Here is a 25,357-nt window from a genome sequence, read left to right on the forward strand (position 1 = left end):
TCTGGCTCTTCAACAAGGCCAATCTCTCGCCGGCGCAGCGACGCAGGTTCGCGGCCATCCGGCAGAATGGCCTGAAAACCGCTCGCGCGTGGGCCATCAAGGAGGAGTTCCGCTGGTTCTGGCGGCACGTCTACACCACGAGCGCCGAGGACTTCTTCAGCCAGTGGTATGCCTGGGGCGTGCGCTGTCGCCTCCGGCCCGTCATCAAGGAGGCCAGGATGCTCAAGCGTCATCTGCCGAACCTGCTGAGCTACTTCCGTCACCGCATCACCAACGCCACGAGCGAGGGATTCAACAGCGTCATCCAGGCCCTGAAGTACGCAGCCCGCGGCTTCCGGTCATTCGTGAACTACAGAACGCGAATCCTGTTCTTCTGCGGGAAGCTTGACCTCAGGCCGCAGCTACCCTGCCACTGAAATCCCGGAAGAACCACCTCTCTTCGAGAATTGGTCTGGGATACGACGCGGCGGCTCTGGAGTCGGGCTTCGGCTTTCGCCTCGCCGGTCCGGCCAGCGGCCCCGCGCCGATCCCCGAGATCGACCACTCCGGCCTGACGAGCGTGCTGGCGATGATCACCGGCGCACTGTGCTGCCTCGAACGTATGCCCCGGACATCGGGATCGCGGAATCGACGAAGATCATCATGATCTCGTCTGCGGTTCGGGAAACTGCTCGAGCAGCGTTGTACGGATCGACGAGATCGTGGCCATGGGTCGCGCCCTCGTCGCCGTCACGATCCCTCCGCTTCGCCCTTGTCCCCCTCGGCCCAGGCCGCCACCGGCACGCAGCTGCAAAACAGGTTGCGGTCGCCGTGGACGTTGTCGACGCGCCCCACTGGCGGCCAGTACTTGCGCCGCTCGAGGCCTGCCAGGGGAAACACCGCCACCTCGCGCGGGTAGGGGTGGTCCCACTCGGTCACCGCCACGCTGGCCGCGGTGTGGGGGGCGTTCTTGAGCGGATTGTCGTCGCGCGGCCACTGGCCCGATTCGATGCGGCGGATCTCGCCGCGGATCGCGATCATCGCCTCGACGAACCGGTCGAGCTCCTCGAGCGGCTCGCTCTCGGTCGGCTCGACCATCAGCGTGCCCGGCACCGGGAATGAGAGCGTCGGGGCGTGGAAGCCGTAGTCGACCAACCGCTTGGCGACGTCCTCGGCGGTGATGCCGCTGGTCTCCTTGAGCGGCCGCAGGTCGAGGATGCACTCGTGGGCGACGCGGCCGAACGGGCCGTGGTAGAGGGTGGGGAAATGGTCGGCCAGCCGGCGGCTGACGTAGTTGGCGGCGAGGATCGCCGCCTCGGTCGCCTGCACCAGCCCGTCGGGCCCCATCATCCGGCAATACATCCAACTGATCGGCAGGACCGCCGCGTTGCCCAGCGGCGCCGCCGACACGGCGCCGACGTGCGGGGCCGGCAGCCCGCCGGTGGCATGGCCGGGGAGGAAGGGAATCAGATCCGCGACCACGCACACCGGCCCGACCCCCGGTCCGCCGCCGCCATGGGGGATGCAGAACGTCTTGTGGAGGTTCAGGTGGCTGACGTCGCCGCCGAACTCACCCGGGGCCGCCAGGCCGACCAGCGCGTTCATGTTGGCGCCGTCGATGTAGACCCGGCCGCCGTGGCGGTGGACGATCGCGCACAGCTCCTTGATCTGCGCTTCGAACACCCCGTGCGTGCTCGGGTAGGTGATCATCACCGCCGCCAGCCGGTCGGCGTAGTGCCGGCACTTGGCCTCGAGCTCGACCAGATCGACGTTGCCCTGCTCGTCGCAGCCGGTGACCACCACCTCCATCCCCACCATCTGGGCGCTGGCGGGGTTGGTGCCGTGGGCCGAGGAGGGGATCAGGCAGATCGTCCGGTGCCCCTCGCCGCGCGACTGGTGGAACGCCTGGATCACGAGCAGGCCTGCGTATTCACCCTGGCTGCCGGCGTTGGGCTGGAGGCTGATGCCGCGGTAGCCGGTGGCCTCGGTGAGCCAGCCGCGCAGTTGCCGGTCGAGGAGCGCGTAGCCCTCGCGCTGGTCGGCGGGGGCGAAGGGGTGGACGGCGGCGAACTCGGGCCACGTGATCGGGATCATCTCCGCGGTGGCGTTGAGCTTCATCGTGCAGCTCCCCAGCGGGATCATGCTGCGGTCGAGCGCCAGGTCGCGGTCGGAGAGGCTGCGGATGTAGCGCAGCATCGCCGTCTCGCTGTGGTGCGAGTTGAACACCGGATGGCCGAGGAAGTCGCTCGTGCGCAGAAGCGCCTCCGGAAGCCGCGGGCCGGCGGCGTGCTCGAGATCGGCCACCGTGGGCCGCGACTGCCCCGCCGCCGCGAACACCCCCCAGAGCCGCTCGACGTCGGCCCGGGTCGTCGTCTCGTCGAGCGTGATCGAGAGGCTGCCGGCGCCGAGCCGGCGGAGGTTGATGCCGTGCTCGACGGCCCGGGCGAGGAGTGCCGTGGTCCGGTCACCGGTGTCGAGGCGGAGGGTGTCGAAGGCCCGGGCGTTGGCCACCGCGAACCCGAGCCGCTCGAGGCCGGCGGCGAGGATCGCCGTCAGCGTCGCCACGCGCCGGGCGATCCGGGCGAGCCCGGCGGGGCCGTGCCAGACGGCATACATGCTCGCCACCACGGCGGGGAGCACCTGCGCGGTGCAGATGTTGCTCGTCGCCTTCTCGCGGCGGATGTGCTGCTCGCGCGTCTGGAGGGCGAGGCGGTAGGCGGGCTTGCCGTGGGAGTCGATGCTGACCCCGACCAGCCGGCCGGGGAGCGAGCGCTTGAACGAGTCGCGGCAGGCGAAGAACGCGGCGTGCGGGCCGCCGCAGCCCATCGGCATCCCGAAGCGCTGCGTGGTGCCGACGACGATGTCGGCGCCCCATTCGCCCGGCGGCGTCAGGATCGTGAGGGCGAGGAGATCGGTGGCCACGCACAGCGCGGCACCGCGGGCATGGACGCGCTCGGCGAGGCCGCGGAAGTCGTCGATCGTCCCGTCGGTGGCGGGATACTGCACGAGCACGCCGAAGCAGTCGGTCGTCCCGATCAACGTGGCGACGTCGCCGACCACGACCTCGATCCCCAGCGGCTTGGCCCGGGTGGCGAGGACCTCGAGCGACTGCGGATGGCAGCGCCGGTCGGCGAGGAACGTCTTGCTCGATCCGCCGTGGCAGCGGAGGGCGAGCGTCATCGCCTCGGCGGCGGCGGTCGCCTCGTCGAGGAGCGAGGCGTTGGCGATCGGCATCGCCGTCAGGTCGCAGACCATCGTCTGGAAATTGACCAGGGCCTCCATCCGCCCCTGGCTGATCTCGGCCTGGTAGGGGGTGTAGGCGGTGTACCAGGCGGGGTTCTCGAGGATGTTGCGGAGGATCACCGGCGGCGTGAGCGTGCCGTGGTAGCCCTGGCCGATGCAGTTGGTGAGGAGGCGGTTGCGGTCGGCGATCTGCCGCAGTTCGGCCAGCGCCTCCGCCTCGCCGACCGCGGGGGGCAGCGCCATCGGCGTGCTCCGCGCGATGCTCGTCGGCACGATCGACTCGATCAGCGCCCCGCGCGACGCCGCACCGACGGCGTCGAGCATGTGTCGCTCCTCGGCCGGTCCGAGGCCGATGTGGCGCGTGCGAAACTCGCCGGCCGGCTCGAGGGCTTCGAGGGCCGAGGGGCGCTTGGCCGCCGGGGCGGCCGGCCGCGGAGCGGCGGTGGGGGACTGCGACATGACAAGGCTCCACGCGGCATGGCCACGGCCCCCGCCCCGCGGGTTGACCGTCACCGGGAACCCTGTTGTCCTGGGACCTGAGAGATTCACCGCGGACGCCCGTCCGCGGCTTGCCCCTTCGGTGGACACGGGCTTTCGCCCGCGTCACTCTCCAACAGTGTGTGTCGTCAGTCCGTTTGCCTGAGCGTTCAGCCTTCGGCGGTCTTGCGACTCTCTCCTGACGTGCCTCCATTGTAGCAGGCGCCCCCGGGGGCACGATCCGGGGATGAATGCCTTCGTGATCTCAGCCGCGCCGACGGGCACGGAGCTGCTCGAGCTCGGCGCGGAGCGGAGCCCAATAGGCCCGGTCAGCCTCCCGCTCCCCCTGTTCCTCGGCGCGGAGGGCCGAAGCCAGCGCGCCGCTGTCGCCCTCCAGCGCGTGGGCGAGGAGCGGCCGGCCGGCGGCGGCCACGCGCACGGCGTTCGGGTGAGCGCGGGCGATCTCGATCAACAGCGCGGGAGTCCGTGCCTCGGTCAGCCAGAAGGCCAGCCGGTCGGTGTCGGCGCCGGGGGCGTGGGTGGCGTAGTCCGCTTCCACCAGCCGCGTGATCATCGGCCAGTCCTTGTCGCGCTGGGTCTTCTTGGCGGTGACCAGATCCGACAGCGCCAGCAGCTCGATCGGCCCGTCGACGGTGCCGATGGTCGACCGCCGCTGCCAGAGGCGCGCGAAATCCGCGAGACCGCGGACTCGGGCCATGACATCCAGCCGCATGCCCTCGACGCCGCGAGCATGACACCGGAAATGGACGGCGTGACCGGCTTCGAGGTGCCGCTTCTCGAACGGCGGGACCGCGATCACCTCGGCCTCGAGCTCGCCGACGGCCGCGGCCAGTCGGGCGAGGTTGCCGTCGTCGGCGAGCACGAGGATGTCGGTGTCGCGGCTAAACTCCGCGCCGCCGTAGGCGATGCACGCCTGCCCCCCCATGAGGAGCGAACGCACGTCGTTCCTCCTCAGAGTAGAAAGGACTTTGAGAATCGGGCTCGGGGTCAAGGGATCCCCCCAATTGCAGATAGGTCTGCCAGAGTACGGACGATGCCTCGAGCCGCTCGGCCGGGGTCATGGCATACCACTCCGCCTGCTCGTCGCCGACAACAACGCGCCAGTCACACGCGGGGCGATGTCGATCCATGATTGGCAGCCTACCGTCGTGTGCGGGCGGGGGTCGAATGCGCCGCCGGGTTCAGACCCGTCACAGGGCGTCTTCGGTGCGGAGCGTGATCTCGATGAGCCGCTCCATCACCGCGGCGGGCGACTCGTGGGGGAAGTTGGTGAGCACGACCTCCTTGGCATACAGCTTGCCGACGTAGCGGCGGTGCTTCGCCGGCGACGAGCGGCTGGCGAGGAAGTCGCGGTGGGCGGAGTTGATCACGATCTCGTTGGCGGGTGCGTCGTAGCGCGAGCGCCACGGCTGGCCGTGCCCCGGCTCGAGCCGGTAGCCGGGGAGACCGCGGCCGCCGGCGGCCCCCGGATCGGCATCGACGAGGAACTTCACCGCGACGCGGTCGGTCGCGGCGCGCTCCCCATGGCGTGCCGTCGCCTCGACCGCGACGATCCCCTCGACTCCCGAGGCGACCCGGCACGCCGGCCCGTCGGCGGCGAGCTCCCCCTTGCCGGCGACGATCTGCCAGCCGATCGCCACGCCGCGCAGTTCGATCCCCGCGGCATCGGTGGCCACGGCCGTGAACAGGCACGACCCGCCGGGAGGGCGGCGGGGATGACGCGGCGTGACGCGCAGCGCCGCCAGCGGCCCCGGCTCCGCGGCAAACAGCCCCGGCGGCTTCGCGGCCGGGGCCGGCGCTGCCGGTTTCTCGCGCCCGCCGCGCCCTTGCCCCGTGCCGCCGCGCTCCTGCAGCGCCGGCTCTGACTTGGGGATGTCGAAGAACAGGTAATCCTCCTGGGGCAAGTCGGCGAGCGCCGAGGCGAACGCCTTGTGGACCTGCTTGAGGAGCTGCCGGCTGGCCCGCTCGGCCTCCGCCTGCTCGCGCTCGGCGACGGCGCCGGCGACGTCGGCCTCGATCGCCGGGGCGACGGCCACCAGCAGGTCGAACGCCGCGTCGGGCACGATGCCCGAGCGCGTCCCGGGGGCGAGCGCCAGCGCTTCGAAGTCGACGAGCCCCTCGAGCCGCCGGTCGGTCCACGGGGCGTGCTGGAAGGGGAGCAGCTCGCCGATGTCGGCCAGCACGCGCGTGCCGTCCTTGCAGACCGCCACGCCACCCGGGCCGGTGGCGTCGTCGCCGCGCAGGTAGAGCTCCACCGCCACGTCGCCGAGGGGCGTGGCATAGCGGCGCGGGATCTCGAGCCGCTCGCCGTCGAACTCGCGCGGCACGACGCGGATCTCGCGCCGGGCGACGGTGTCGATCACGTCGATCGCCGCCCCGGTGGAGCGGATCCGGTCGCGCAGCTCGGCCGACAGGTAGCGCGCGATCTTCTCCCCGGTGACGAGGTTTTTCGTCGCCTCCAGCAGCGGGCCGACGACCACGCGCGTGCCGGGTGGCGCCAGCCGGCCGCGCACGGGGCGGATCGTGTACTGGCGCTTGCCGCGAGAAAGCTCTAGCTCGCGCGGCCGGCCGGTGCCGCCGGCGGAGGTCATCCGCAGCTCCTCGCCGAGGCTCCAGAAACTCAACAGCCCGATGCCGAACTCGCCGTGCACGCCGCGGCGCTGCGGGGCGTCGAGGTGGCGCTTCATCGAGTCGCACAGGTGCGTCGCGATCCGCTCGAAGTCGGGGGTGCCGTCGGGTCCCGGGGCGACGCCGCGGCCGTCGTCCTCGACCTCGAGGAACATCCGCCCCTGCGCCCGGCGCCGCACGATCCGGATCCGCGCCGCTCCGGCGTCGATCGCGTTCTCGGTCAGCTCGCAGATCGCCTTGAGGGGATGGGTCTGCGAGTGGGCGATGATCGTGATCGCGTTCCACTGGTCGCCGATCCGCAGCGTGCCGGTGGTGGTCTGCAAGGCGCTTTTCATGGCGGCATCGTCGACGAGGCCGGTGCCCGGGTCAACGCCCGCCGCCGCGCGGTCGCACGGGGCGCGAGTGCCGCGTCGCTCAGCCCGGAAACCCGATCACGGTCATCCCCCGGTTGGGAAACGAGTCGAACTGCTCGAGGAGCCGGGCGCCGGCCTCCAGGTCGACGGTGTCGCTGACGAGGCGCTCCGGGCCGAGCGTGCCGGCGGCGACCAGGCCGAGGAGATCGCGGTATGCCCCGACCGGCATCCCGTGGCTCCCGAGGAGCTCCAGCTCCCTGGCGATCACGACATCCATTGGCAGCGGCGGCGTCGCCTGGTCGCCGGTAAGGAGACCGACCTGGACGTGCCGGCCGCGATTGGCCAGCGACAGGACCGACTGCCGGCAGACCTCGGCAGCGCCGATGCAGTCGATCGACACCGCGGCACCGCCGCCAGTCGCCGCGCGGATGCGGGAGGCGACGTCGCCGGCCGTCGGGTCGAGCACCTCCTCGGCGCCGACCGCACGCGCCATCGCCCGCCGCGCCGCAGCCGGATCGACGGCGATCACCCGCGCGCCGGTGGCCCGTGCGATCATGATCGCCGACAGCCCGACGCCGCCGCAGCCGTGGATCGCCACCCAGTCCCCAGCCGCCGCCCGCCCCTGTTGGACGACGGCCCGGTAGGCGGTCGAGAACCGGCAGCCGAGGCTGGCCGCGGCGATGAACCCGACGCCGTCGGGGAGCGCCACGAGATTGAGGTCGGCGTGGCGGATCTCGACCAGTTCGGCGAAGCCGCCGAAGTGGCTGAACCCCGGTTGGGTCTGCCGCGGGCAGACCTGCGTGTCGCCGCGCCGGCAGTCGGGGCAGGTGCCGCAACCGCAGCAAAATGGCGCGGTCACCCGCTCGCCGCCGCGCCAACCCCTGACCGCCGCGCCGACCGCGGCCACGTACCCGGCCAGTTCGTGGCCGGGTACGTGCGGCAGCCGCACCATCGCGTCGTGCCCCTGCCAGCCGTGCCAGTCGCTGCGGCAGATCCCGCAGGCCCGCACCGCGACGAGCACGGCGTCGTCGTGTGGCACCGGGTCGGGCAGATCGCGGACGGCGATCGGCCCGCGGAACGACTCGTAGACGGCGGCACGCATCGCGGCGTCTCCGGCTCGCAGGCTGTGGCCACGGTGATCGGCCGCCGGCCACGGAGGGCATTGTCGACTCGAAATCAGCGTGGTGGTGGCGCGGGGACCGCGTTGGCACCCGGCCCGGTGGCGCACTCCCTGTCGAGGAACTGGGGCAGGTCGGCGACGCTCTCGATGACGAACTCCGCCCCGGCAACGCGAAACTCGCGCTCGATCGCCGCCAGCCGGTCGGCAAGCTCGGCCGGGGGGAGCGCCGCCACCTCGGCCGCCGACAGGCCCAGGGCGTTGCCGGTGCGCGACACCGCCACCGTCCGCGCGCCGGCGTTGCGGCCGGCGGCGATCCCCACCGGCGTGTCGTCGACGACGAGGACCTCGGCCGGCGGATAGACGCCGAGCCGCTCGCAGGCGCGGAAGATCATCCAGGGCGCCGGCCGCCCGGCGGGGACGTCGTCGGCGCACAGCGAGACGTCGGGGGCGTAGCCGCCGGCCCGTGCGATCGGCTCGACCACGTCCAACAGCTCGCGGGTGTAGCCGGTGGTGCCGCCGATCGCCAGGCCGCGCCGCCGGCACTCGGCCACCGCCTCGGGCACGCCGCCGATTACCGCCGAGTGCTCCGCCAGCACGGCGCGCTGCCGCGGGAGGAAGTCGCGGTACAGCCGCTCGACGTCGGCGTCGGTCGCCGGCCGACCGAGCATGGCGCGCCACGCCGCCGCGACGCGCGGCAGCGCGAGAACGGTGGCGATGTGGTCGTGTTTGGCGCGCCCCATCGGCGCGCGCGCCTCGGCGACCGTGATCGGGATCCCGGCGCCGGCGAACAGCTCGACGAACACCCGCGCCGGCGCCCGGCTGCCGTGGTCGACGGTCGTGCCAGCCCAGTCGAAGATCACCGCGCGGATCGGGAAGCGCATCGCCGGGCCCTCGGATCGCTCAGGCATCGTCCCACTCCATCCAGGCCTCGTCGGCGAGGCCGAACGCCATCGTCATGCCGGCCCCGCCGAGGCCGGTGACCAGGTGCACACCGGGCAGCGGCTCGGCGCGCCATTCACACGCGCCGGGAAGCTTGGCATAGAACCCGTGCCAGCGCGCGGCGATCGACCACTCGGGGAGGCGGTAGGCGCGCGACAGCTCGCGGAGGATGAGCGACTCGACCACGTCGGTATCGAACGGCTCGATGGCCGCGTCGTAGTGGTGGGAATCGCCGAGGATCACCTCCCCCGTACCGGTCTGGGAGACCATCACGTGGATCCCGTGGAGGTCGAGCTCCGGCGTCTCGCGCGCGATCCGGGCCCGCAGCGCCGGCAGGCTCGGGCAGCCGGCGAAGCTCGCGTAGTGCCGGAGCGTCAGCCCACTGGCGAGGTGGCAGCCGGCCCGCCAGCCGTCCGGCTGGGCGACGGTGCGCAGCATCTGTAGCTTGCACAGCGTGAGCCCGGCGGCGGCAAGCTCGCGCGGAAACAGGGTTTCCAGGTCGGCACCGCCGGCGACGATGGCGCGGTCGCAGGACAGCCGCTCGCCGGCCGCAGTCTCGACGACGACCGCGCGGTCGCGCTCGATCCGCGTCACGGCGGTGGCGAACCGGCATTCGATTCCGTACCGTGCCGCGAGCCAGCCGGGCAGCGCCCGGATCGCCTCCGGCGGATCGACGGCGCACTCGGCGGGGCTCCACAGGCCGCAGCGCAGCCCGGCCGGATTGGCGGCCGGCGTTCGTTCGAGCACCGCGGCGGCCGACAGCAGCCGGCACTCGATCCCCACGTCGGGTGCGCGTGCCGCGAATTCCTCGACGACGGCGGCCTCGTCGTCGCGGTGGGCGAGGTGGAGCGAGCCGCAGGGGTCGATCCAGAACCCCGCGCCCTGCGCCGCCTCGAGCCACCGCGCCCGGCTGCGGAGCGCCGTCGCGTGCGGAGCGCCCGCCGGCTGGCCGATCGGCCACACCATGCCGAAATTGCGGATCGATGCTCCGGCGGCGCGGGGGGAGCGCTCAAGGAGCGTCACCCGGTGGCCGCGCAGCGCCGCCATCCAGGCATGGGCCAGGCCGACGATCCCCGCGCCGACGACCACGACATGGCTGGTGGGCATCGGGCGACCGCCGGGTGGGAAGGGCACGCGCCCCACGCGGGGCACGCCGCTGATCGTGACCGCGCGCCGGGCGGACGTTCAAGGCCAGCGGTGCCGCACGGGGTTGGTATGCTCTCGCCGCCGCGCGGTCGCCGCGCGGCTGTCCCGGGGAATCCCGCCGATGGCCGCGCCTGCCGCTCTCCCGCCGGCCCCGGGCCCGTCGTCGCGGCTGGCGACGGCGCTGTGGACCGCGGCGGCGGCGTTCGGGACCTACTTCTGCATGTACGCGTTCCGCAAGCCGTTCACGGCGGCGGCGTACGAAGAGACGTACGGCGGCGTCGATTTCAAGACGATCCTCGTCACCGCGCAGGTGATCGGCTACACGCTCTCCAAGTTCGTCGGCATCCGGATCGTGGCCGAGTGGCCGCGCGGGAGGCGCGCGGCGGGGATCGTGATCCTGATCGCGGCGGCCGAGGCGGCGCTGGTCGCGTTCGCCGTCGTGCCACGCCCCTGGAACGCGCTGTGCCTGGTGGCCAACGGCCTGCCGCTGGGGATGGTGTTCGGACTCGTCCTCGGCTGCCTCGAGGGGCGGCGCGAGACCGAGGCCTTGGCGGCGGGGCTGTGCGCCAGCTTCATCCTCGCCGGCGGCGTGATGAAGTCGGTCGGGGCGTGGCTGTTGTCGCGCGGGGTGAGCGAGACCTGGATGCCGGCCGCCGCCGGGGGGCTGTTCCTCGTCCCGCTGGTGGGGTTCGCGGCGCTGCTGGCGCGCGTGCCGCCGCCGACGGCGGCCGACGAGGCGGCGCGGGCGCCGCGGGCGCCGCTCGACCGCGCCGGGCGCCGGGCGCTGGCCGGCCGCCATGCGACGGGGCTGGTGCTCGTGGTCGTCGTCTACACGCTGGTGACGATCCTCCGCAGCATCCGCGACGACTATGCCCCGGAGCTGTTCCGTGGGCTGGGCGCGCCGGCGGCGCCGTCGGCGTTCGCGCGCGTCGACATGTGGGTGGCGGCGGGAGCGCTGGTGGTGAGCGGTGCCGGGGTGTTCCTCCGCGACAACCGTCGTGCCTTTTTCACGGCGCTGGCGTGGTGCCTGGCCGGGTGCCTGGTGCTCGTCGCTACGGGGCTCGTCGCCCGGTTCGTGCGGTTGCCGGCATTCGCCTTCATGGTGACGGCGGGGCTGGGGCTGTCGATCCCCTACGTCGTCATCCACACCACCGTCTTCGAGCGGCTCCTCGCGGCGACCCGTGACGTCGGCAACATCGGCTTCCTGATGCAGGTCGCCGACGCCTTCGGCTACCTCGGCTACGTCGCGGTGATGCTCGGCCGCGGCTGGCTGGGAAGCCGCGACCCGGAGGCGCTGGCCGGGTTCTTCGTCGGCGCCTGCACGGTCTGCGGCGCGGCGGGGGCGGTGGCGCTGCTCGCCGCGGCCGCCGCGTTCGCCACCACGCTCCCGGGGCGCGACGACCGCCCCCCCGCGGCCCATGCCTGAATCGACGCTGGCCTTGTTCTCGGGCACGCCGGGCGAACTGTCGCTCGAGCGCCGCCCGTTCCCCGTCCCCGGCCCCGGCGAGATCCTCGTCCGCGTCCTCGGCTGCACGCTGTGTGGCAGCGACCTCCACACCGTCGCCGGCCGGCGGAGCGTGGCGGTGCCGACGGTCCTCGGCCACGAGATCGTCGGCGAAGTCGCCGCCTTCGGCCCCGGCGCCCCGCGCCACGACATCGCCGGCACACTGCTCGCCGAGGGCACGGCGATCACCTGGGCGATCGTCGCCGGCTGTGGCGAGTGTTTCTATTGCACCCACGACCTGTGGCCGAAGTGCGAGCGCGGCGTGAAATACGGCCACGAACGCGTCGAGGCGGGAATCGAGTTCCGCGGCGGACTGGCCGAGCACTGCCTCCTCGTGCCGGGGACGGCGATCGTCGCCCTTCCCGCCGGGATGGCGCTCGAGGTCGCCTGCCCGGCCAACTGCGCCACCGCGACGGTCGTCGCCGCGCTCGAGGCGGCCGGGGACCTTTCCGGGGCGTGTGTCGCGATCCTCGGCGCCGGGCTGCTCGGGCTCACCGCGGCGGCGCTGGCGCAGGCGCGCGGGGCCCGCGACGTGATCGTCGTCGACACCCGCGCGGGGCGCGCGGCGCGGGCCGCGGAGTTCGGTGCGACCGCGGTCGGGGCACCGGGCGACCTGCCCGGGCTGGTCGCCGCGGCGACGGCGGGCCGCGGTGCCGACGTGCTCCTCGAGCTCACCGGCGCGACCGCGGCGCTCGCGGGGGCCTGGGAGCAGGTCCGGGTCGGTGGCACGATCCTCCTGGTCGGCGCGGTCTCGCCCGGGGCGCCGTGGGCAATCGTGCCGGAGCGGATCGTACGCCGAGCGCTTTCGATCCGCGGGATCCACAACTACTCGCCGCGCCACCTCGCCGCGGCGGTGGCGTTTCTCGCCACCGCCCAGGACCGGCATCCGTTCGCCAGCCTCGTCTCGGCCTGGTATCCGCTCGCCGACGTCACGGCCGCGTTCAGCGCCGCCGCCGCCGGCAGCCACGTCCGCGTCGGCATCCGTCCCGGGTGAGTCCGCGGCGCGTGCCGTCTGCGTTTCCGGACACGGCCTCGAGCCACAACCGCGCCGGCGACCGCCGAGGTGGCGATGGCTGAGCTGGCGATGGTCGAGTTGGGGCGATCGCCGTGAAATCCATGGCGCCGTGCGTCCGTCAGGATGGTAAGATCGTCATGACGTGGCCACCACGCCGCGGCCCCGAAAGACCGCGTCCAAGCCGACACGCGGCCGAAACAGTCCGCCCCCGAACAGGGACCCGCGAAGCCCCTCCGCCGTCGCCCTCGCATCGGCCCGTCGCAACTGCATGCGGGTCGATGCGAGGGCAGAGGCGCGGGGGGCGTCCCCCTCTGTCGAGCCCGAGCTGAGGTTTGTGTGGACCGACAGCCCACGAATCTCACGGTTCAATCGGTGCAGTTGAGGTGTTGCATGCCCACATCGCGCCACAGCGAGCGATACGCAGCGTGGGCAGCAGTGCTGGCCGCAGCGCTGTCGATCCCGGCTCCGGCGCCCGCGTCCGACGGCGAGGCGTTTTTCGAGCGCGAGGTGCGCCCGCTCCTCGCCTCGCGGTGCCTCGGCTGCCACGGCGGTGACAAGGCGGGGGGCGGATTGTCGCTCGGGTCGCGCGCCGGCTGGGAGGCCGGGGGAGAGCAGGGGCCGGCGATCGTGCCCGGCGATCCGGATGCGTCGCTGCTCTTCCGGGCCGTCAGCGGTGCCGATCCCGACTGGCGGATGCCCCCTCCCGACCATGGTCCGCCCCTGGCGCCCGCCGAGGTCGCGGTCTTCAGGGAGTGGATCCGCCGCGGTGCCCCCGATCCGCGTGTCGGCGCGGCCACGCTCGGCGGCATGGATCGCGACGAGGCGGCGGCGTGGTGGGCGTTTCGGCCGCTGCCGGAGGCGACCCGGCTCCCGACGCCCGACGAGATAGACGCCCTCCTCGGGGCGGCGCTCGCCGAGCGCGGCATCGAACCGGCCGGGCCGGCCGACGACCGAACGTTCATCCGCCGGGCGACCTACGACCTCACCGGGCTGCCGCCTTCGCCGGAGGAGGTCGAGGCGTTCGTCGCCGACGGCGCCGCCGACAAGGACGCCCGGCTCGTCGAGCGGCTCCTCGCGTCACCCGACCAGGGCGTCCACCAGGGGCGCCGCTGGCTCGACGTCGTCCGCTACGCCGACACCGCCGGCGAGAACACCGACCGCCCGCTGCCCCACGCCTGGCGCTACCGCAACTGGGTGTTCGACGCCTTCACGGCCGACCTCCCCTATCCCGACTTCGTCCGCCTCCAGCTCGCCGGCGACCTGATCCCGGCGGCCGCACGCTCCGGCCGCAACGACGGCATCGTCGCCACCGGCTACCTGGCGATCGCGCGCCGCTTCGGCCACGACATCGACAAGGACATCCACCTCACGCACGAGGACGTCATCGACACCCTCGGCAAGACGTTCCTCGGCCTCTCCACCGGCTGCGCCCGCTGCCACGACCACAAGTACGACGCGATCTCGGCACACGACTACTACGCCCTGGCGGGGATCTTCGCCAGCACGCGCTTCGCGTTCCCGGGCTGCGAGCCGAAGGGGCAGCCGCGCGACCTCGTGCCGCTCGAGCCCGAGCCCGACCTGGCCGCCGCCCACGCCGCGTGGCAGGAGCGCGTCGCCCTGCGCGACGCCGAACGCGCCCGCCGCGACGCCGTCGCCTCGCGCGCGAAGCTCGGCGAAGCGGCACGCGAGGACGCCCGGGTGCTCGCCGCCGGAACGGTGGCGGAGGGGGAGAGCGTGGCGCTCGCCGCCGCGGGGCCGATCGACGTCGCACTCGGCGCCGGGCAGGTCGTCGTGCTCGCGGTGGCCGCCGGCGGCAACCACGGCGCCGACAGCACGCTGGTCGAGCTTTCGATCCGATCTGGCGACGGCGCCGGCGTCTGGAGCACGGCCGACGTCGTGCCGCGGCTGGTGACCGCCAACCCCCTCGTCGCCGGCGGTGCCACCTGGTGTTTCCTCGAGCGGTCGGCCGAGGGACCGGCGTTCCTCGGCGAGCGGCGCGACGAGATCGACGGCAAGCCGGCGCTGGCGGCGTGGCGGAGCGGCGACGTGCCCAGCGTGTTTGCCAACTCGGCCGCCGAGCCGGTCACGGTCTGGACGACGCTGCCGGCGGCGGCGCTGTTCGTCCATCCCGGTCCCGACCGCGAGGCGCTTCTGGCATGGATCTGCCCGCGTGACGGTACCTACCGCATCGAGGGGCGCGTCGCCGACGCCCATCCGGCCGCGCTCGACGGCGTCGCCTTCACGCTCGCCATCGCCGGCGGGACGGGCTACGGAGCACTGCTCGCCGAGGCAGGGCGCCTCGGCGCCACGCCGCTGCCCGATCCCGGGCCGGAGCCGGTGCTGCCGGTGGCGTACGCCGTCGTCGAGGGCACCGTCCACGACGCGCCGCTCCACCAGCGCGGCGATCCCGAGAAGCCCGGCCCCGCCGTGGCGCGCCGCTGGCTCGAGGTGTTTGGCGGCACGCCGGTCGGTGCCGACGGGGGCAGCGGTCGCCGGGCGCTTGCCGAGTGGGTGGCGACTTCCCCGCTCGCGTCGCGCGTGATCGTCAACCGGGTCTGGCAGTGGCACTTCGGCACGGGGATCGTCGCCACCGCCAACGACTTCGGCGCCCGGGGAACGCCGCCGACCCACCCCCAATTGCTCGATCGCCTCGCGGCGGGGTTCGTCGCCGCAGGCGGACGGGTGAAGTCGCTGCACCGCGCGATCATGGCGACGCGTGCCTACCGCCGGGCGAGCACCGTCGGGCCGCACCTCCTCGAGGCCGATCCCGGCGCCCGGTGGCTGTCGCGGTTCCCGCGCCGCCGGCTTCGTGCCGAGGAGATCCGCGACAGCCTGCTTCTGGCCGCGGGGGAGATCGACAGCGCGCCGGCCGAGGCCCATCCCTTTCCCCCCGAGGCGACCTGGAACTTCACGCAGCACGGTCCGTTCGCGGCGGTCTACGAGACGACCAAGCGCAGCGCCTACCTGATGGTCCAGCGGCAGCGGCGTCATCCTTTCCTGGCGCTGTTCGACGGCGCCGATCCCAACGCCACGACGCCGTCGCGGCAGACGACGACCGTCCCCACGCAGGCGCTGTACTTCCTCAACGATCCGTTCTTCCACCGCCGGGCTGACGCGTTCGCCTTGCGCCTCGGTGCGCTTGCCGATCCGGCGGCGCGGATCGTCGCCGGCTACCGGATCGCTTTCCAGCGATCGCCGACGGCGATCGAGGCCGACCGGGCCGCCGGTTTTCTCGCCGCCTATCCCGGCGGCGACGAACAGCGCCTCGCTGCCTGGGCACGCGTCCTCCTGGCGAGCAACGAGTTCCTCCACGTCGACTGAACGGCGCGCCATGTCCCGATCCCACCGCGATGCCGTCTGGACACCGGGAAACCGCGCCGGACGGCGCACCGTGCTCCGTTCGGCGGTCGCCGGATCGCTCCTCATGCCCGGGATCGTGCGGCACCTGCTCGCCGACGCCGGCGATCCGCTGGCGCCTCACGCACCGCACTTCGCCCCTCGGGCCAAGCGCGTGATCTTCCTGTTCATGACCGGCGGGGTGTCGCATGTCGACACGTTCGATCCCAAGCCGACGCTGTCGCGCGACCATGGCAAGGAGATCAAGGCCGACCACCCCGAGATCAGGGATCGCCCCGGCTACGAGCGGATCTACCTCAAGCGGCCGCAGTGGGAGTTTTCCCCGCACGGGCACTGCGGCACCGAGGTCAGCACGCTGTTTCCCTGCGTGGCCGAGTGCGTCGACCGGATCGCAGTGGTGCGCTCGATGCACACCTCACACTCCAACCACTACAACGCCACGCTCGGGATGCACACCGGGTCGTTCGCCTTCTCGCGGCCGAGCATCGGCTCGTGGGTCAGCTACGGCCTGGGCACCGAAAACGCCAACCTCCCCGGGTTCGTCGTCATCGCCCCGCGGCAGACCTACGCCGGGACGCAGGTCTACGCCGCCGACTTTCTCCCCGGTGCCCACCAGGGGACGCTCGTCGTGCCGAGCGCCGAGCCGGTGGCCAACGTCACCCCGCGCGTGCCGGCCGACCGGCAGGCGCTCGAGCTGGCGGCCCTCGAGTCACTCGACCGCGACCACCTCGTGGCACGCGGCGGCGACCCGATGCTCGCCGCACGGATGCGCTCGTTCGAAACGGCGTTCGGGATGCAGATGGCCGTGCCCGACGCCTTCGACCTCGCCGCCGAGGACGACGCGACCCTGGCGCTGTACGGTCTTGCGCGCGGCCAGACGGCCGGCTTCGGCTGGCAGTGCCTGGCGGCCCGGCGCCTCGTGGAGCGCGGCGTCCGGTTCGTCGAGCTGATCGACACCGGGTCGAGCGACAACTGGGACGCCCACGGCGACATGGCGACCCATGTCGGCCTCGCGAAGAACGTCGACCGGCCGATCGCCGGCCTGCTCGTCGACCTCGACCGGCGCGGTCTGCTCGACGACACGCTGGTCGTGTGGACGACCGAGTTCGGCCGCACGCCGTTCAACAACACCGCCGACGCCAAGGGGCGCGAGCACCATCCCTGGGCGTTCTCGTCGTGGCTGGCGGGCGCCGGCGTGAAGCGCGGCATCGTCCACGGGGCGACCGACGAGCATGGCCTCCGCGCCGTGGAGCAGCCGGTCCACGTCCACGACCTCCACGCCACCATCCTGTGGCTGATGGGGTTCGACCATGAGCGGCTGACGTTCCGCCACGCCGGCCGCGACTACCGGCTCACCGACGTCCACGGCACGGTGGTCACCGATCTGCTCGCCTGAGCAGGTCGCGGGTGCTTCGCCGTCGTGCCGGGCTTCGAGGAGGCTCAGACCGGCGCGTCGCGGGGCGAAGTACGCCGCTGCAATCGACTCGCAGTCGGGACCGGCGCGGTTCCATTGGTCCTGGAGCATCTTCCGCGCGTTGCTCGCGCTGTGGACCGATCGGTCGGAAAGGTAGTAGCGCCCCTTGGTGGCGTTGACCTCGTGAAATAGCAGCTTCCGCTGCCGGAGGCGGGCGGCTTCGACGATCGCCTTGGTGCACGAGAATCGGCCGTTGAAGACCAGGACAGTCGCGGGATCGTGCCGGTCGATCAGCCGATTGGTGAGCGTAAACGATCGGGCCGCCGCGGTGAGCAGCGCGTCGACCAACGGCCCGTGGGCGTCGAGGTCGGGTGCGAGGTTCTTGCAGTGGAAGATCAGCGACGACAGCGCGCCGTAACCGAGTGCGGCACCATCGAGCCGGAACGAGCGCAGATCGTCGGGGGTCGTGATGCCTTTCGAGAACGCTGTCGGAGAGTCGTTCTCGAGGGTATCCTCCCCACCTCACCCCTTGTATCCACGGAACATTCCCATGGTGAAAAAGAGCAAGCCTCCGCAAGATCACGGTGAACCGTCCGCCGCGGACGCCCCGAAGGTCAACAAGAGCGAGGAGATCCGGGTCGAGGCGCGGCGGATCGTCGACGCCGGCCAGACACCGCGGCCGAAGATGATCGTCGAGGCGCTCGCCGCCCGAGGGGTCGACGTCGTCTCCCCGCAGGTCAGTATGGTGCTCAAGCGAATGGGGGTCGAGCCACGCGGGCGGAAGCGGAAGCCGGCCACCGCGGCCGCGCCGGTCGCCGCCAAGCCGGCGTCCAACGACGCCTTCACGCTCCACGAGCTGCTCGCCGCCAAGCAGTTCGTCGAGATGATCGGCAGCCCGTCGCGTGCTGCCGCCATCCTCGACGCGCTCGGCCGGATTTCCTGAGCGGGAGGAATCCAGCGGCGACCGCAGATGCCGGCCGGCGTGTCCACGCACCGTCCGGCCGACTCCTCCGCGCCACCCGCGCCGTGAGAGGCAGGTCGTCGGTGCGAGGTCCGGTCGCGACCACCCGGCGAGTCGCTGATCGCCCCGGTCGCTCCGGAGGTGACGACGGATCCTCCGCCGCTTGGTGGGATCGACTGTTCGCACACGGCGCGGCAGCGGTGGGCGGTTCCGTGGTCACGTCGTCGGTTGCCCCGCGCGGCGCCGCGACCACGTCAGACTGAACAACCAGGCCAGGATGCCCACCAGGACGATCGATCCACTGGCCCCTGGCCCGGGCAGAGGATCCTCGATCAGCGGGGCCGGGTTGTTGAGAAGGGCATGCACGCCCATCGCCAGAAAGAGGTTGCCGGTGCGGAGATAGACGAAGGCGAACATGAGGCCTCGGCAGCTGGAACGGGCCGATGTAACCGATCTGGTTCGGACAGCCGCCCGTCGGCTCGCCGACCGTGAGCATCAGGTCGTAGGTCCGCGCCGCATCCGCGAGCACCACCGCGGCCGAGAAGGTCCCGTCTCCGGTCAGCAGGCAGGCCGGGCCGTCGAACCTGGGTTCGACTCGCGGAGGGCTCCTGACCGCGATCTTGTCGATCATGTCCTCGCCGTGCTCGAGCGCCACATACCGCGGCATGTATCTCGGCAGGACGACACCGATCAGCAGCCAGCGCCACATCGGCTTTACGGCCAGCCGCATCATCGCGTCGGATTCCGCGCTGCGGCGCGTCACGATCCGCGACATCCCCCGGAACGGGCGATCGGTGATTCGGGCGAGCAGGTCATCGCCGAGAGTGTTGCCGCCGGGGTTCTCCCGGATGTCCACGATCAGTCCCGCGGCGCCCCGCTCATTCGCGGCGGCGATCGCCTGATCGATGAATCCTTCCCACTGCCCGCCGAGCATGAAGTCCATGGAGGGGAAGTCGATGAAGGCGATGGGGGCGGCGTCGGACCGGTCGCCAGGAAGCAGCAGGCATCGGAATGGCGGGCTCTCGACGAGGACCTCGCCCCGAGCCGTCGCGGACGCGGAGGGGGGTGAACTGGCCGGAACGGTCCGCTCCTTCCTGCGAGCGCCGTGGCCGACGCCTTTGACGGTCACGGTGTGCCGCGAGCCGTCGGAGCGGACGAGCTCGACTTCCGTCGGCGCCGAAACGCCTGCGGCCCAGCTGATGACGTGGAACGAGTCACGGACAAACGCATCGCGAGCGCGCGGTCTCCGCCGGCATGAGCGAGCGCAGCCGGTCGAGGTGATCGGCCGCCGACACGTCCCCGATACGGACGATCGTGTCCCCCGGCTCGATGCCCTGCTCGGCCTCCGCCACGGCGACGACCACGAGGGCATCGTCCTCGGGCTCCGCCCGGAAGGGGAGCAGCCGCTCGCCGCGCGCGAACGCGGCCTCGAGATCCTCGATGGGGACTCTGAAGACGTAGTGGTCACACCGGTACCCCGCCTGCATCTCCATTACCAGCGGGAGGAACTCGCGCCGCGTCATCGGCCGGTCGATCGAGGCCTTCAGCCGCCCGGCGAGGGCGAGGATCGACTCCTTCGGGGCGCGCAGATACGGATTCGGGCAGGTGCGCTCGTGGAGCGCGACGATCGCGTCGAGATCGACGCGGAGCGCCTCGGGCTCGTGGAGCTTCGCGATCTCCTCGGGCGTCGCCCGCGGAATCGCGTCCCACGGATCCCGGATGAACATCGAGAACGTCGAGGGGCTGACTCTGCCGGAGCGCGCGATGGCCACCGCGGCGACCACCGCGGTGAGCGCGATGCAGGCCGCCCCGACAGCCCAACGACGCCAGCGGCGGGGAGTGCTGGCAGCGTGCTTCGTGGCCTTGGCATCCATGGCACCGGTGCCCGAGGTCGACGACTTGACTCATACGACAGCGGGTCGTTCGGTACACGACACAGTGTCGTACATCAAGCCACACCGAGCCCTGCCCCGCGGAGATCATCCCTGGTGCCCCCCCGCCCCCCTCGCCAACGCCGAGCTTGCCGTGATGGAGCTCCTCTGGGACCACGGCGCCATGACCGCGCGGCAGGTGCAGGAGCGGCTCTACGGCGCCTCCGACCGCTCGCAGCACGGCACGGTGCAGCGACTGCTGCAGCGACTCGAGGAAAAGGACTTCGTGCGGCGCGACAAGACGCCTCCGGCGAGCACCTTCGCGCCGTGCCTCTCGCGGGCGGAGTACGCCGGCGCGCAGCTCGAGACCCTCGCCGATCGCCTCACCGGCGGCTCGATCGCCCCGCTGCTCTCGAACCTCATCGACAGGAAGCGGCTCAGCCGCACGGAACTGCGCCGCCTCCGCGATCTCCTCGACGGAAAGAATCCATGACGCTCACGATCCTCTCCTACGCCCTTGGCAACACGCTCCTGGCGCTGCCGCTGGCACTGCTCGCCCGCGCGATCGGTCGCACCGCCCGCCACCCGGCGGTCGTGCATTTCATGTGGGTGATCGTGATGATCCGCCTCGTCATGCCACCGGTCGCGGCGGTTGCAGCGAGAGCGGCTCAAGCCCCACGCGATCGACATTCGGGTGAACATCGACCCGGTGCACTGGTTTCTGAGCCCCGCGAAAGACACCCGCTCGTCGCTCTATCTCGAAGACGCGGCGACGGAGTTTCAGGTGCAGGGGGCTGGAGCTCGACTGGACGATCGTCACGTGGGGCGCCGACTTACGCTGGTCGGGCGACGATTGGAGCGACCACTGTTTTCGCGGGGCGAAGTGGACGGACGTGAAGAAGCCGGCGTAGCCCCGACCGGAGACACACCACGCGACGCACGATTCAACTCCCGCGCGACACTACTTTCGTCACGCAGGTGTCTCAAAGTCATTGACACGTTCCGCGCTCCGGTCAGAGTCGCTGCCAGCCAGCCGTGGGCGTCCAGCGGTAGCGTGCTCCCGCATCCTCCACCGCAAGCCGAAGCCAGCCGTGGGTGACGAGATCCCGCACGCCTGAGTGCCGATTGAGAATGTCGGCAACGCGTTCCCGGCTGGCGTCGATGATGACCGTAAGCCGCAGCGGCTCATGCTGCAGTTTGGTGCCATCGTGAACCGCCTGCCAGGGGAGGCCAACCCGCAGGTCGCCGCCGTTCCCCTCAAGGATGCCAAACTGACCCACCACGTCGTGAATGACTTTGCTTCCGCTGCCGAAGGCCTGGTTGTCGACGGCGGAGGCAAAATACTGTAGCCCGATCCAGCTGGTCACGACCAGCGGGGCGGTCATGATCAGCTCGAGCACCTTTCCCTCGGGATCTTTCGCCGAGCAGTACTCGTGGAGGAAACAGCGGCCACCGAGGTTGAGTCCTGTCGTTCGGCTGCGGTCGGCAATGACGAAGGCGGCATTGCCCGCCAGCCCCCATTCGGGCCGGACCTCCGCCCAGTCGCGGGCCCGGAAGAGCACCGACTCATCGCCGGCGTTGCCCAGCCGCCTGCTCCGTTCAAGCCGCGTTGCCCTCCCAGCGGCGGCAGTCCAGGCAAGGACGTCCCGAAACTCGTCGCGGTGCGTAGCAGGACAACCCGTCGGACCAAAAAACTCAATCTCATCGGTTGTGGTCCGGTGAACGGCCGCCACGAACCAAGTGTCGGCAGGGATCAAGATGCCTCGCTCGGCCAGTGCCGCACGGACCTGAATGTCGTTGAGAATGGCGGCGGCAACGCGAGCATTCGGCTCGCCGGAATGGCCACCACAGGCGCCGCAGTCGTAGCCCGCACGGTAGGGATTGTTGACCATGGAGGCGGCATGGCCGCAGATGACGACGATCCTCGCAAACCGATCAGTGAGCCCGAGGTTTCGCAGCATGCCTTCGGCCAGACCGATCCGCTGGTCGAGCGGGATGGGTTCATCCGAGCCATCCAGGTCGGGGCCGAGCCGTCGCTGCTCGTCGCGCGAGAGGCCGTCGTTTCGCGGATCGGCTACGGGCCGCGTAACGCCAATCGAGTCGGTGAAAAGCTTCGGCAGATAGGCGAGCCCCAGCGACTCCACAAAGCTGTAGCAGGAGATCGCTGACGACTGAAAGCCCTTCCAGAGCTTGCGTCCCTTCCTGACCAGCTTCCGGTGGTCGATGGCCGCCGTGATCCGCTCTCCCGATGCTCCCAGCAGCCGCTCAAAGACTGGAAAAGTCGGCTGCAGCAGCACCGGGCAATGAGCAGCGCCGAACGCGGTGCCCAGGCGAATGAACTCCAGCGGCATCCCGAAGAATCCGGCAAACCCACAGGTTTCAACCAGCTTGCTCTGGGCCTCGAGGTGGCGTCGCAACACCTCGCTGCGAACATCGATGCAAAACACCATCTGTAACGTAGGCCGTCTGGTCGCCGCCGGCTGTTTATCCGTGGCAATGTCGGCCAGCAGGCCGCGGCGATGGCTGACCTCACCGGCAACCTGCATCAGGTAGCGTGCCAGCACAGCCGGCAGAGGGTCGGGCGGCTCGGGCGTTGTCGGCACCAGCCCCTCGGGCAGGTCTGTCGAACCGCTCGATTCGGCCAAGGCCACGTCACAGGCCAGTCGGATAGCCAACAGCCCCGTCAGGTCGTCAGCAACCGATGGTGTTTCCTCGGCATGCCAGGTGAGATAGCGAATAAACGAGGCCCAGCCGGCGACCGAAAAGAGTTCTGCCAGCAGAAATCGTTCGATGTGTGGCTCGGGAATGGCCAGCCGGGCCAGCAGGGCGGGGATTGCCTCGCGAGGATCATCCGGCAGCGCTGCGACCAGTTGCCGGAATCCACGGATCCCCAGTTGGTCGAGCCGGCGGCTCAGCTGCGCCCGCTGCCGCCACGCCTCGTAGAGCGGCAAGCTCAGCCAGGGACTCAGCCAGGTGGCCTGCCCTCGGTCGAAGTGGCCGGCACAGTGCCGGGAGATGTCGGTGACGATGTGGCTGGTCCAGCGGGTACCGGTCCGTTCGTCTACCAGTTCCGACACGGTTCGGTAGCGGCGTTCGGCCCCGACCGCTGCCGGCTCGTCGTCGAGCAAGGCCCGGCAGGCTTCCACCGTGAGGCTGGCGAACCATTCGGGATGCTCCTCCCGGCACTCGGCCAGGGCGGTGTCGAGGTCGGCCGCCGTGATCGCCCCGGTGCTCAGTCGCTGTCGAAACCATTCGGCTGTTGGCAGAATGTCACAGACGCGAACATCGGCGAGCAACTGGCGAGCGACCAGAAAAGGCCGGTCGGCAAGGCCAAGAAACGGGTTGACTGCCACGTAGTCAGCCAATGGCCAGAGCGGCGGAATGATTGCCTTCACGGCTGCGAGATGCGGCGCCAGGTCCGCGGGAGTGAGTCTGGTCGTAGCGGTTTCGCCGCTCGTCGTAACTTTGGTCATCAGCGGTGGGCCACCTTGGAAGACACGGGCTACGAGACGGCCGCCGGCTGGCCGTAGATCCAGCCGGTCAGCCGGCGGAAGGGAATGTCGAGATAAAAGCCGTTGTTGGCATGTACGTAAAAGACCTGCACCCAGCCCATATGCGAAAAGTTCTGAATGAAGTTCTGCACAACGAAAATTGCCACAAAACTCGCCACTGCCACGACATGCACCGCCCATTCGAGGGGCGATCGCTCCAGGGGCTGTCGCGACATCGTGGCGGCCAGCAGGCTGTCGACGAGCTCGAAGCTTGCGAAGTAGGCGAACGCCACCACCACCGCTGCCGCAATCCCGAGGAGGGACAGGTTCCAGACCCGCATGGCGAGGAAGGTGGAGAGCAGGTTGGTGAGAGCCAACAGCAGCACGAAGCCGAGGACGATTCCGCCCGGTTTTTCGGCGATCTTGATCCCAAAGCAGGCGAGGGTCAGCCCGAGGATCGCCACTGCCCCGGCGACGGCCAGGATGTCGGTGACGAGCACCGCGCGACCACCGCGGGCGCGTGCCTGGGTCAGCTGTGTGCGGGCAGCTTGTTCCAGCACGCTTCCCGAGCTGAGAAAGGCATGGGCCTTGTAGAGCGAGTGCGCGACGATGTGGAGCAAAGCCGCGGAAAAGCCGCCGAGCCCGCACTGAAGCATCATGAAGCCCATCTGGGCAATCGTCGAAAACGCAAGCGAACGCTTCACGCTCGTCTGCGAGAGCATCACGACGCCACCGAGGAGTGCGGTGATCGCGCCGATCATCGCCAGCAGGCTAAGAGCGGCGGGCGAGAGCACCAGCAGCGGGCTGAGCCGGATTACGAGAAACCCTCCGGCATTGATAATGCCAGCGTGCATCAGGGCGGAAACCGGCGTGGGCGCCTCCATCGTATCGGGCAGCCAGCTGTGAAATGGAAACTGGGCCGACTTAGTCATCGCCGCCAGGACAAACAGGCTTCCGATGGCCCAGATCATCATCGAGTTCGGTGCCGGCTGCTCTCGCAGGGCCACGGCCTTGGCGAACAGGTCGGTGTAGTCGAAGCTACCGAAGCTGACATACGTCACCGCCAAGGCGGCGATCAGAAAGGCGTTGCCGAGCAGACTGATGAGGAGTTTTTTCCGTGCGGCCCAGAGGGCCCAGGACCGATGGCGGTGGTGGCAGAGGAGTTCATGGAGGCCGAGGTCTGCGAAGAGCCAGGCGGCAGCGAACAGGAGCAGGTTACGGGAGGTGACCAGAAGGAACACCGCGCCGAGCGTGAAGAGCATCCAGCACAGGAATCGCCCCTGCTCACGATCGCCGTCCAGATAGCGGACCGCGTACCGGCAGATGACCGCACCGATGAAACTGATCAGCAGCAGCATGATCGCTGCGAGGTCGTCGAAGTACACGCCAAAGTTGAGGGCGGGCAGGCCGGGCACAACCGCCAAGCGAACGTCGATCGGCCCTCTGACGGCGAGCCCCACGGCGACGACGACAGCAAACGCCGCAGCTGCCACGGTCGCGGTTTCGGCCAGCCGTCGCATGACATCGAGGTGTTCATTCGCCCAGCCCCGAAGGATCAGGCCAGCGGCCAGCAGCATGAGTGCGGGAGCGATGATCGTCCAGGCATACAAGCTCTCCATTGGAGTGAATCCATTCACAACGATCTCGAGAATGTCAGATTGGCGTGTCAAGATACTCGCGAATGGAGATTATTGCCATTCGCCGGCCCTGCCGAAAACCGTCCAGAGCGACGCCGGATGCGGGCCGCCTGAGGAGACGTTCCATCCGTGGTTTTTTCGGTTGGAGCCGCAGCCCACCGCAGGAGAGGCCCTCTACGCCGATGATCTGTGCGGCACCTG

The 25,357-nt window shown here is 70.8% G+C and carries 16 protein-coding genes, 1 pseudogene and 1 riboswitch; of the genes and pseudogenes, 8 read left to right on the top strand and 9 right to left on the bottom strand.

All coding sequences use genetic code 11. The features are described 5' to 3' along the window. A partial coding sequence (locus tag FJ309_09895; GenBank protein ID MBM3954910.1) for a transposase occupies positions 1–416 on the top strand: 416 nt, incomplete at its 5' end. A gap of 313 nt (positions 417–729) precedes the next feature. Here FJ309_09895 and gcvP read toward each other — a convergent pair. The 6 genes from gcvP to FJ309_09925 all read right to left on the bottom strand — a co-directional run bounded on the left by gcvP (position 730) and on the right by FJ309_09925 (position 9,867). Next, positions 730–3,681 carry an aminomethyl-transferring glycine dehydrogenase gene (gene gcvP, locus FJ309_09900; GenBank protein ID MBM3954911.1) on the bottom strand — a complete coding sequence of 984 codons (2,952 nt, stop codon included), beginning with the start codon at positions 3,679–3,681 and terminating at the stop codon, positions 730–732. Between the two features lie 55 nt (positions 3,682–3,736). Further along, positions 3,737–3,846: riboswitch (glycine riboswitch) on the bottom strand. Positions 3,847–3,964: 118 nt separating this feature from the next. After that, positions 3,965–4,660: a hypothetical protein gene (locus tag FJ309_09905; protein MBM3954912.1), complete on the bottom strand. Its 696-nt coding sequence runs from the start codon at positions 4,658–4,660 to the stop codon at positions 3,965–3,967. 250 nt (positions 4,661–4,910) lie between these two features. Continuing rightward, positions 4,911–6,683 carry a hypothetical protein gene (locus FJ309_09910; protein ID MBM3954913.1) on the bottom strand — a complete coding sequence of 591 codons (1,773 nt, stop codon included), beginning with the start codon at positions 6,681–6,683 and terminating at the stop codon, positions 4,911–4,913. Between the two features lie 79 nt (positions 6,684–6,762). Continuing rightward, complete coding sequence (locus FJ309_09915; GenBank protein ID MBM3954914.1) at positions 6,763–7,803, bottom strand: zinc-binding dehydrogenase; 1,041 nt, start codon at positions 7,801–7,803, stop codon at positions 6,763–6,765. Positions 7,804–7,877: 74 nt separating this feature from the next. Further along, positions 7,878–8,702: a phosphonoacetaldehyde hydrolase gene (locus FJ309_09920; protein MBM3954915.1), complete on the bottom strand. Its 825-nt coding sequence runs from the start codon at positions 8,700–8,702 to the stop codon at positions 7,878–7,880. A gap of 19 nt (positions 8,703–8,721) precedes the next feature. Beyond that, a complete protein-coding gene (locus FJ309_09925; protein ID MBM3954916.1) occupies positions 8,722–9,867 on the bottom strand; it encodes a TIGR03364 family FAD-dependent oxidoreductase in 1,146 nt (381 codons plus the stop codon). 160 nt (positions 9,868–10,027) lie between these two features. Between FJ309_09925 and FJ309_09930 the strand changes: the two genes are divergently transcribed. The 5 genes from FJ309_09930 (at position 10,028) to FJ309_09950 (ending at position 18,139) form a co-directional block, all read left to right on the top strand. Then, a complete protein-coding gene (locus tag FJ309_09930) occupies positions 10,028–11,332 on the top strand; it encodes a hypothetical protein (protein MBM3954917.1) in 1,305 nt (434 codons plus the stop codon). Further along, the gene (locus tag FJ309_09935) at positions 11,325–12,404 is read left to right on the top strand and encodes a zinc-binding dehydrogenase (protein MBM3954918.1); all 1,080 of its coding nucleotides are present in this window, start codon (positions 11,325–11,327) and stop codon (positions 12,402–12,404) included. The genes FJ309_09930 and FJ309_09935 overlap by 8 nt, the downstream gene beginning before the upstream one ends. Positions 12,405–12,815: 411 nt before the next feature. Then, complete coding sequence (locus FJ309_09940; GenBank protein ID MBM3954919.1) at positions 12,816–15,746, top strand: DUF1553 domain-containing protein; 2,931 nt, start codon at positions 12,816–12,818, stop codon at positions 15,744–15,746. A 103-nt stretch (positions 15,747–15,849) separates the two neighbouring features. Then, positions 15,850–17,178, top strand: coding sequence for a DUF1501 domain-containing protein (locus FJ309_09945; protein MBM3954920.1), 1,329 nt, complete (start codon positions 15,850–15,852; stop codon positions 17,176–17,178). Positions 17,179–17,746: 568 nt separating this feature from the next. Continuing rightward, positions 17,747–18,139 (top strand): hypothetical protein, encoded by a 393-nt coding sequence (locus FJ309_09950; protein ID MBM3954921.1) that lies wholly within the window; start codon positions 17,747–17,749, stop codon positions 18,137–18,139. On the opposite strand, the gene FJ309_09955 is transcribed toward FJ309_09950, so the two are convergent. After that, complete coding sequence (locus FJ309_09955) at positions 18,039–19,529, bottom strand: hypothetical protein (protein ID MBM3954922.1); 1,491 nt, start codon at positions 19,527–19,529, stop codon at positions 18,039–18,041. The genes FJ309_09950 and FJ309_09955 overlap by 101 nt on opposite strands. A gap of 347 nt (positions 19,530–19,876) precedes the next feature. On the opposite strand from FJ309_09955, the gene FJ309_09960 reads away from it, so the two are divergent. After that, positions 19,877–20,521, top strand: coding sequence for a BlaI/MecI/CopY family transcriptional regulator (locus tag FJ309_09960; protein ID MBM3954923.1), 645 nt, complete (start codon positions 19,877–19,879; stop codon positions 20,519–20,521). Between the two features lie 159 nt (positions 20,522–20,680). Then, positions 20,681–20,939, top strand: a pseudogene (locus tag FJ309_09965) (DUF2075 domain-containing protein). A 102-nt stretch (positions 20,940–21,041) separates the two neighbouring features. Here the strand turns inward: FJ309_09965 and FJ309_09970 are convergent. Both FJ309_09970 and FJ309_09975 read right to left on the bottom strand, forming a co-directional pair. Next, a complete protein-coding gene (locus FJ309_09970) occupies positions 21,042–23,720 on the bottom strand; it encodes a DUF2309 domain-containing protein (protein ID MBM3954924.1) in 2,679 nt (892 codons plus the stop codon). Continuing rightward, the gene (locus FJ309_09975; GenBank protein MBM3954925.1) at positions 23,531–25,138 is read right to left on the bottom strand and encodes a hypothetical protein; all 1,608 of its coding nucleotides are present in this window, start codon (positions 25,136–25,138) and stop codon (positions 23,531–23,533) included. The genes FJ309_09970 and FJ309_09975 overlap by 190 nt, the downstream gene beginning before the upstream one ends. Positions 25,139–25,357 lie beyond the last annotated feature (219 nt).

The sequence above is a fragment of the Planctomycetota bacterium genome, assembly GCA_016872555.1.
Taxonomy (GTDB): Bacteria; Planctomycetota; Planctomycetia; order Pirellulales; family UBA1268; genus F1-20-MAGs016.

Excerpts from the sequence above, each read along its gene's own strand:
- gcvP (MBM3954911.1), bottom strand. The coding sequence starts at position 3,681 with ATGTCGCAGTCCCCCACCGCCGCTCCGCGGCCGGCCGCCCCGGCGGCC.
- FJ309_09910 (MBM3954913.1), bottom strand. The coding sequence starts at position 6,683 with ATGAAAAGCGCCTTGCAGACCACCACCGGCACGCTGCGGATCGGCGAC.
- FJ309_09915 (MBM3954914.1), bottom strand. The coding sequence starts at position 7,803 with ATGCGTGCCGCCGTCTACGAGTCGTTCCGCGGGCCGATCGCCGTCCGC.
- FJ309_09920 (MBM3954915.1), bottom strand. The coding sequence starts at position 8,702 with ATGCGCTTCCCGATCCGCGCGGTGATCTTCGACTGGGCTGGCACGACC.
- FJ309_09925 (MBM3954916.1), bottom strand. The coding sequence starts at position 9,867 with ATGCCCACCAGCCATGTCGTGGTCGTCGGCGCGGGGATCGTCGGCCTG.
- FJ309_09930 (MBM3954917.1), top strand. The coding sequence starts at position 10,028 with ATGGCCGCGCCTGCCGCTCTCCCGCCGGCCCCGGGCCCGTCGTCGCGG.
- FJ309_09935 (MBM3954918.1), top strand. The coding sequence starts at position 11,325 with ATGCCTGAATCGACGCTGGCCTTGTTCTCGGGCACGCCGGGCGAACTG.
- FJ309_09940 (MBM3954919.1), top strand. The coding sequence starts at position 12,816 with ATGCCCACATCGCGCCACAGCGAGCGATACGCAGCGTGGGCAGCAGTG.
- FJ309_09945 (MBM3954920.1), top strand. The coding sequence starts at position 15,850 with ATGCCCGGGATCGTGCGGCACCTGCTCGCCGACGCCGGCGATCCGCTG.
- FJ309_09950 (MBM3954921.1), top strand. The coding sequence starts at position 17,747 with ATGGTGAAAAAGAGCAAGCCTCCGCAAGATCACGGTGAACCGTCCGCC.
- FJ309_09955 (MBM3954922.1), bottom strand. The coding sequence starts at position 19,529 with ATGCCCTCGTGGTCGTCGCCGTGGCGGAGGCCGAGCAGGGCATCGAGC.
- FJ309_09960 (MBM3954923.1), top strand. The coding sequence starts at position 19,877 with ATGAACATCGAGAACGTCGAGGGGCTGACTCTGCCGGAGCGCGCGATG.
- FJ309_09970 (MBM3954924.1), bottom strand. The coding sequence starts at position 23,720 with ATGGGCGGTGCATGTCGTGGCAGTGGCGAGTTTTGTGGCAATTTTCGT.
- FJ309_09975 (MBM3954925.1), bottom strand. The coding sequence starts at position 25,138 with ATGGAGAGCTTGTATGCCTGGACGATCATCGCTCCCGCACTCATGCTG.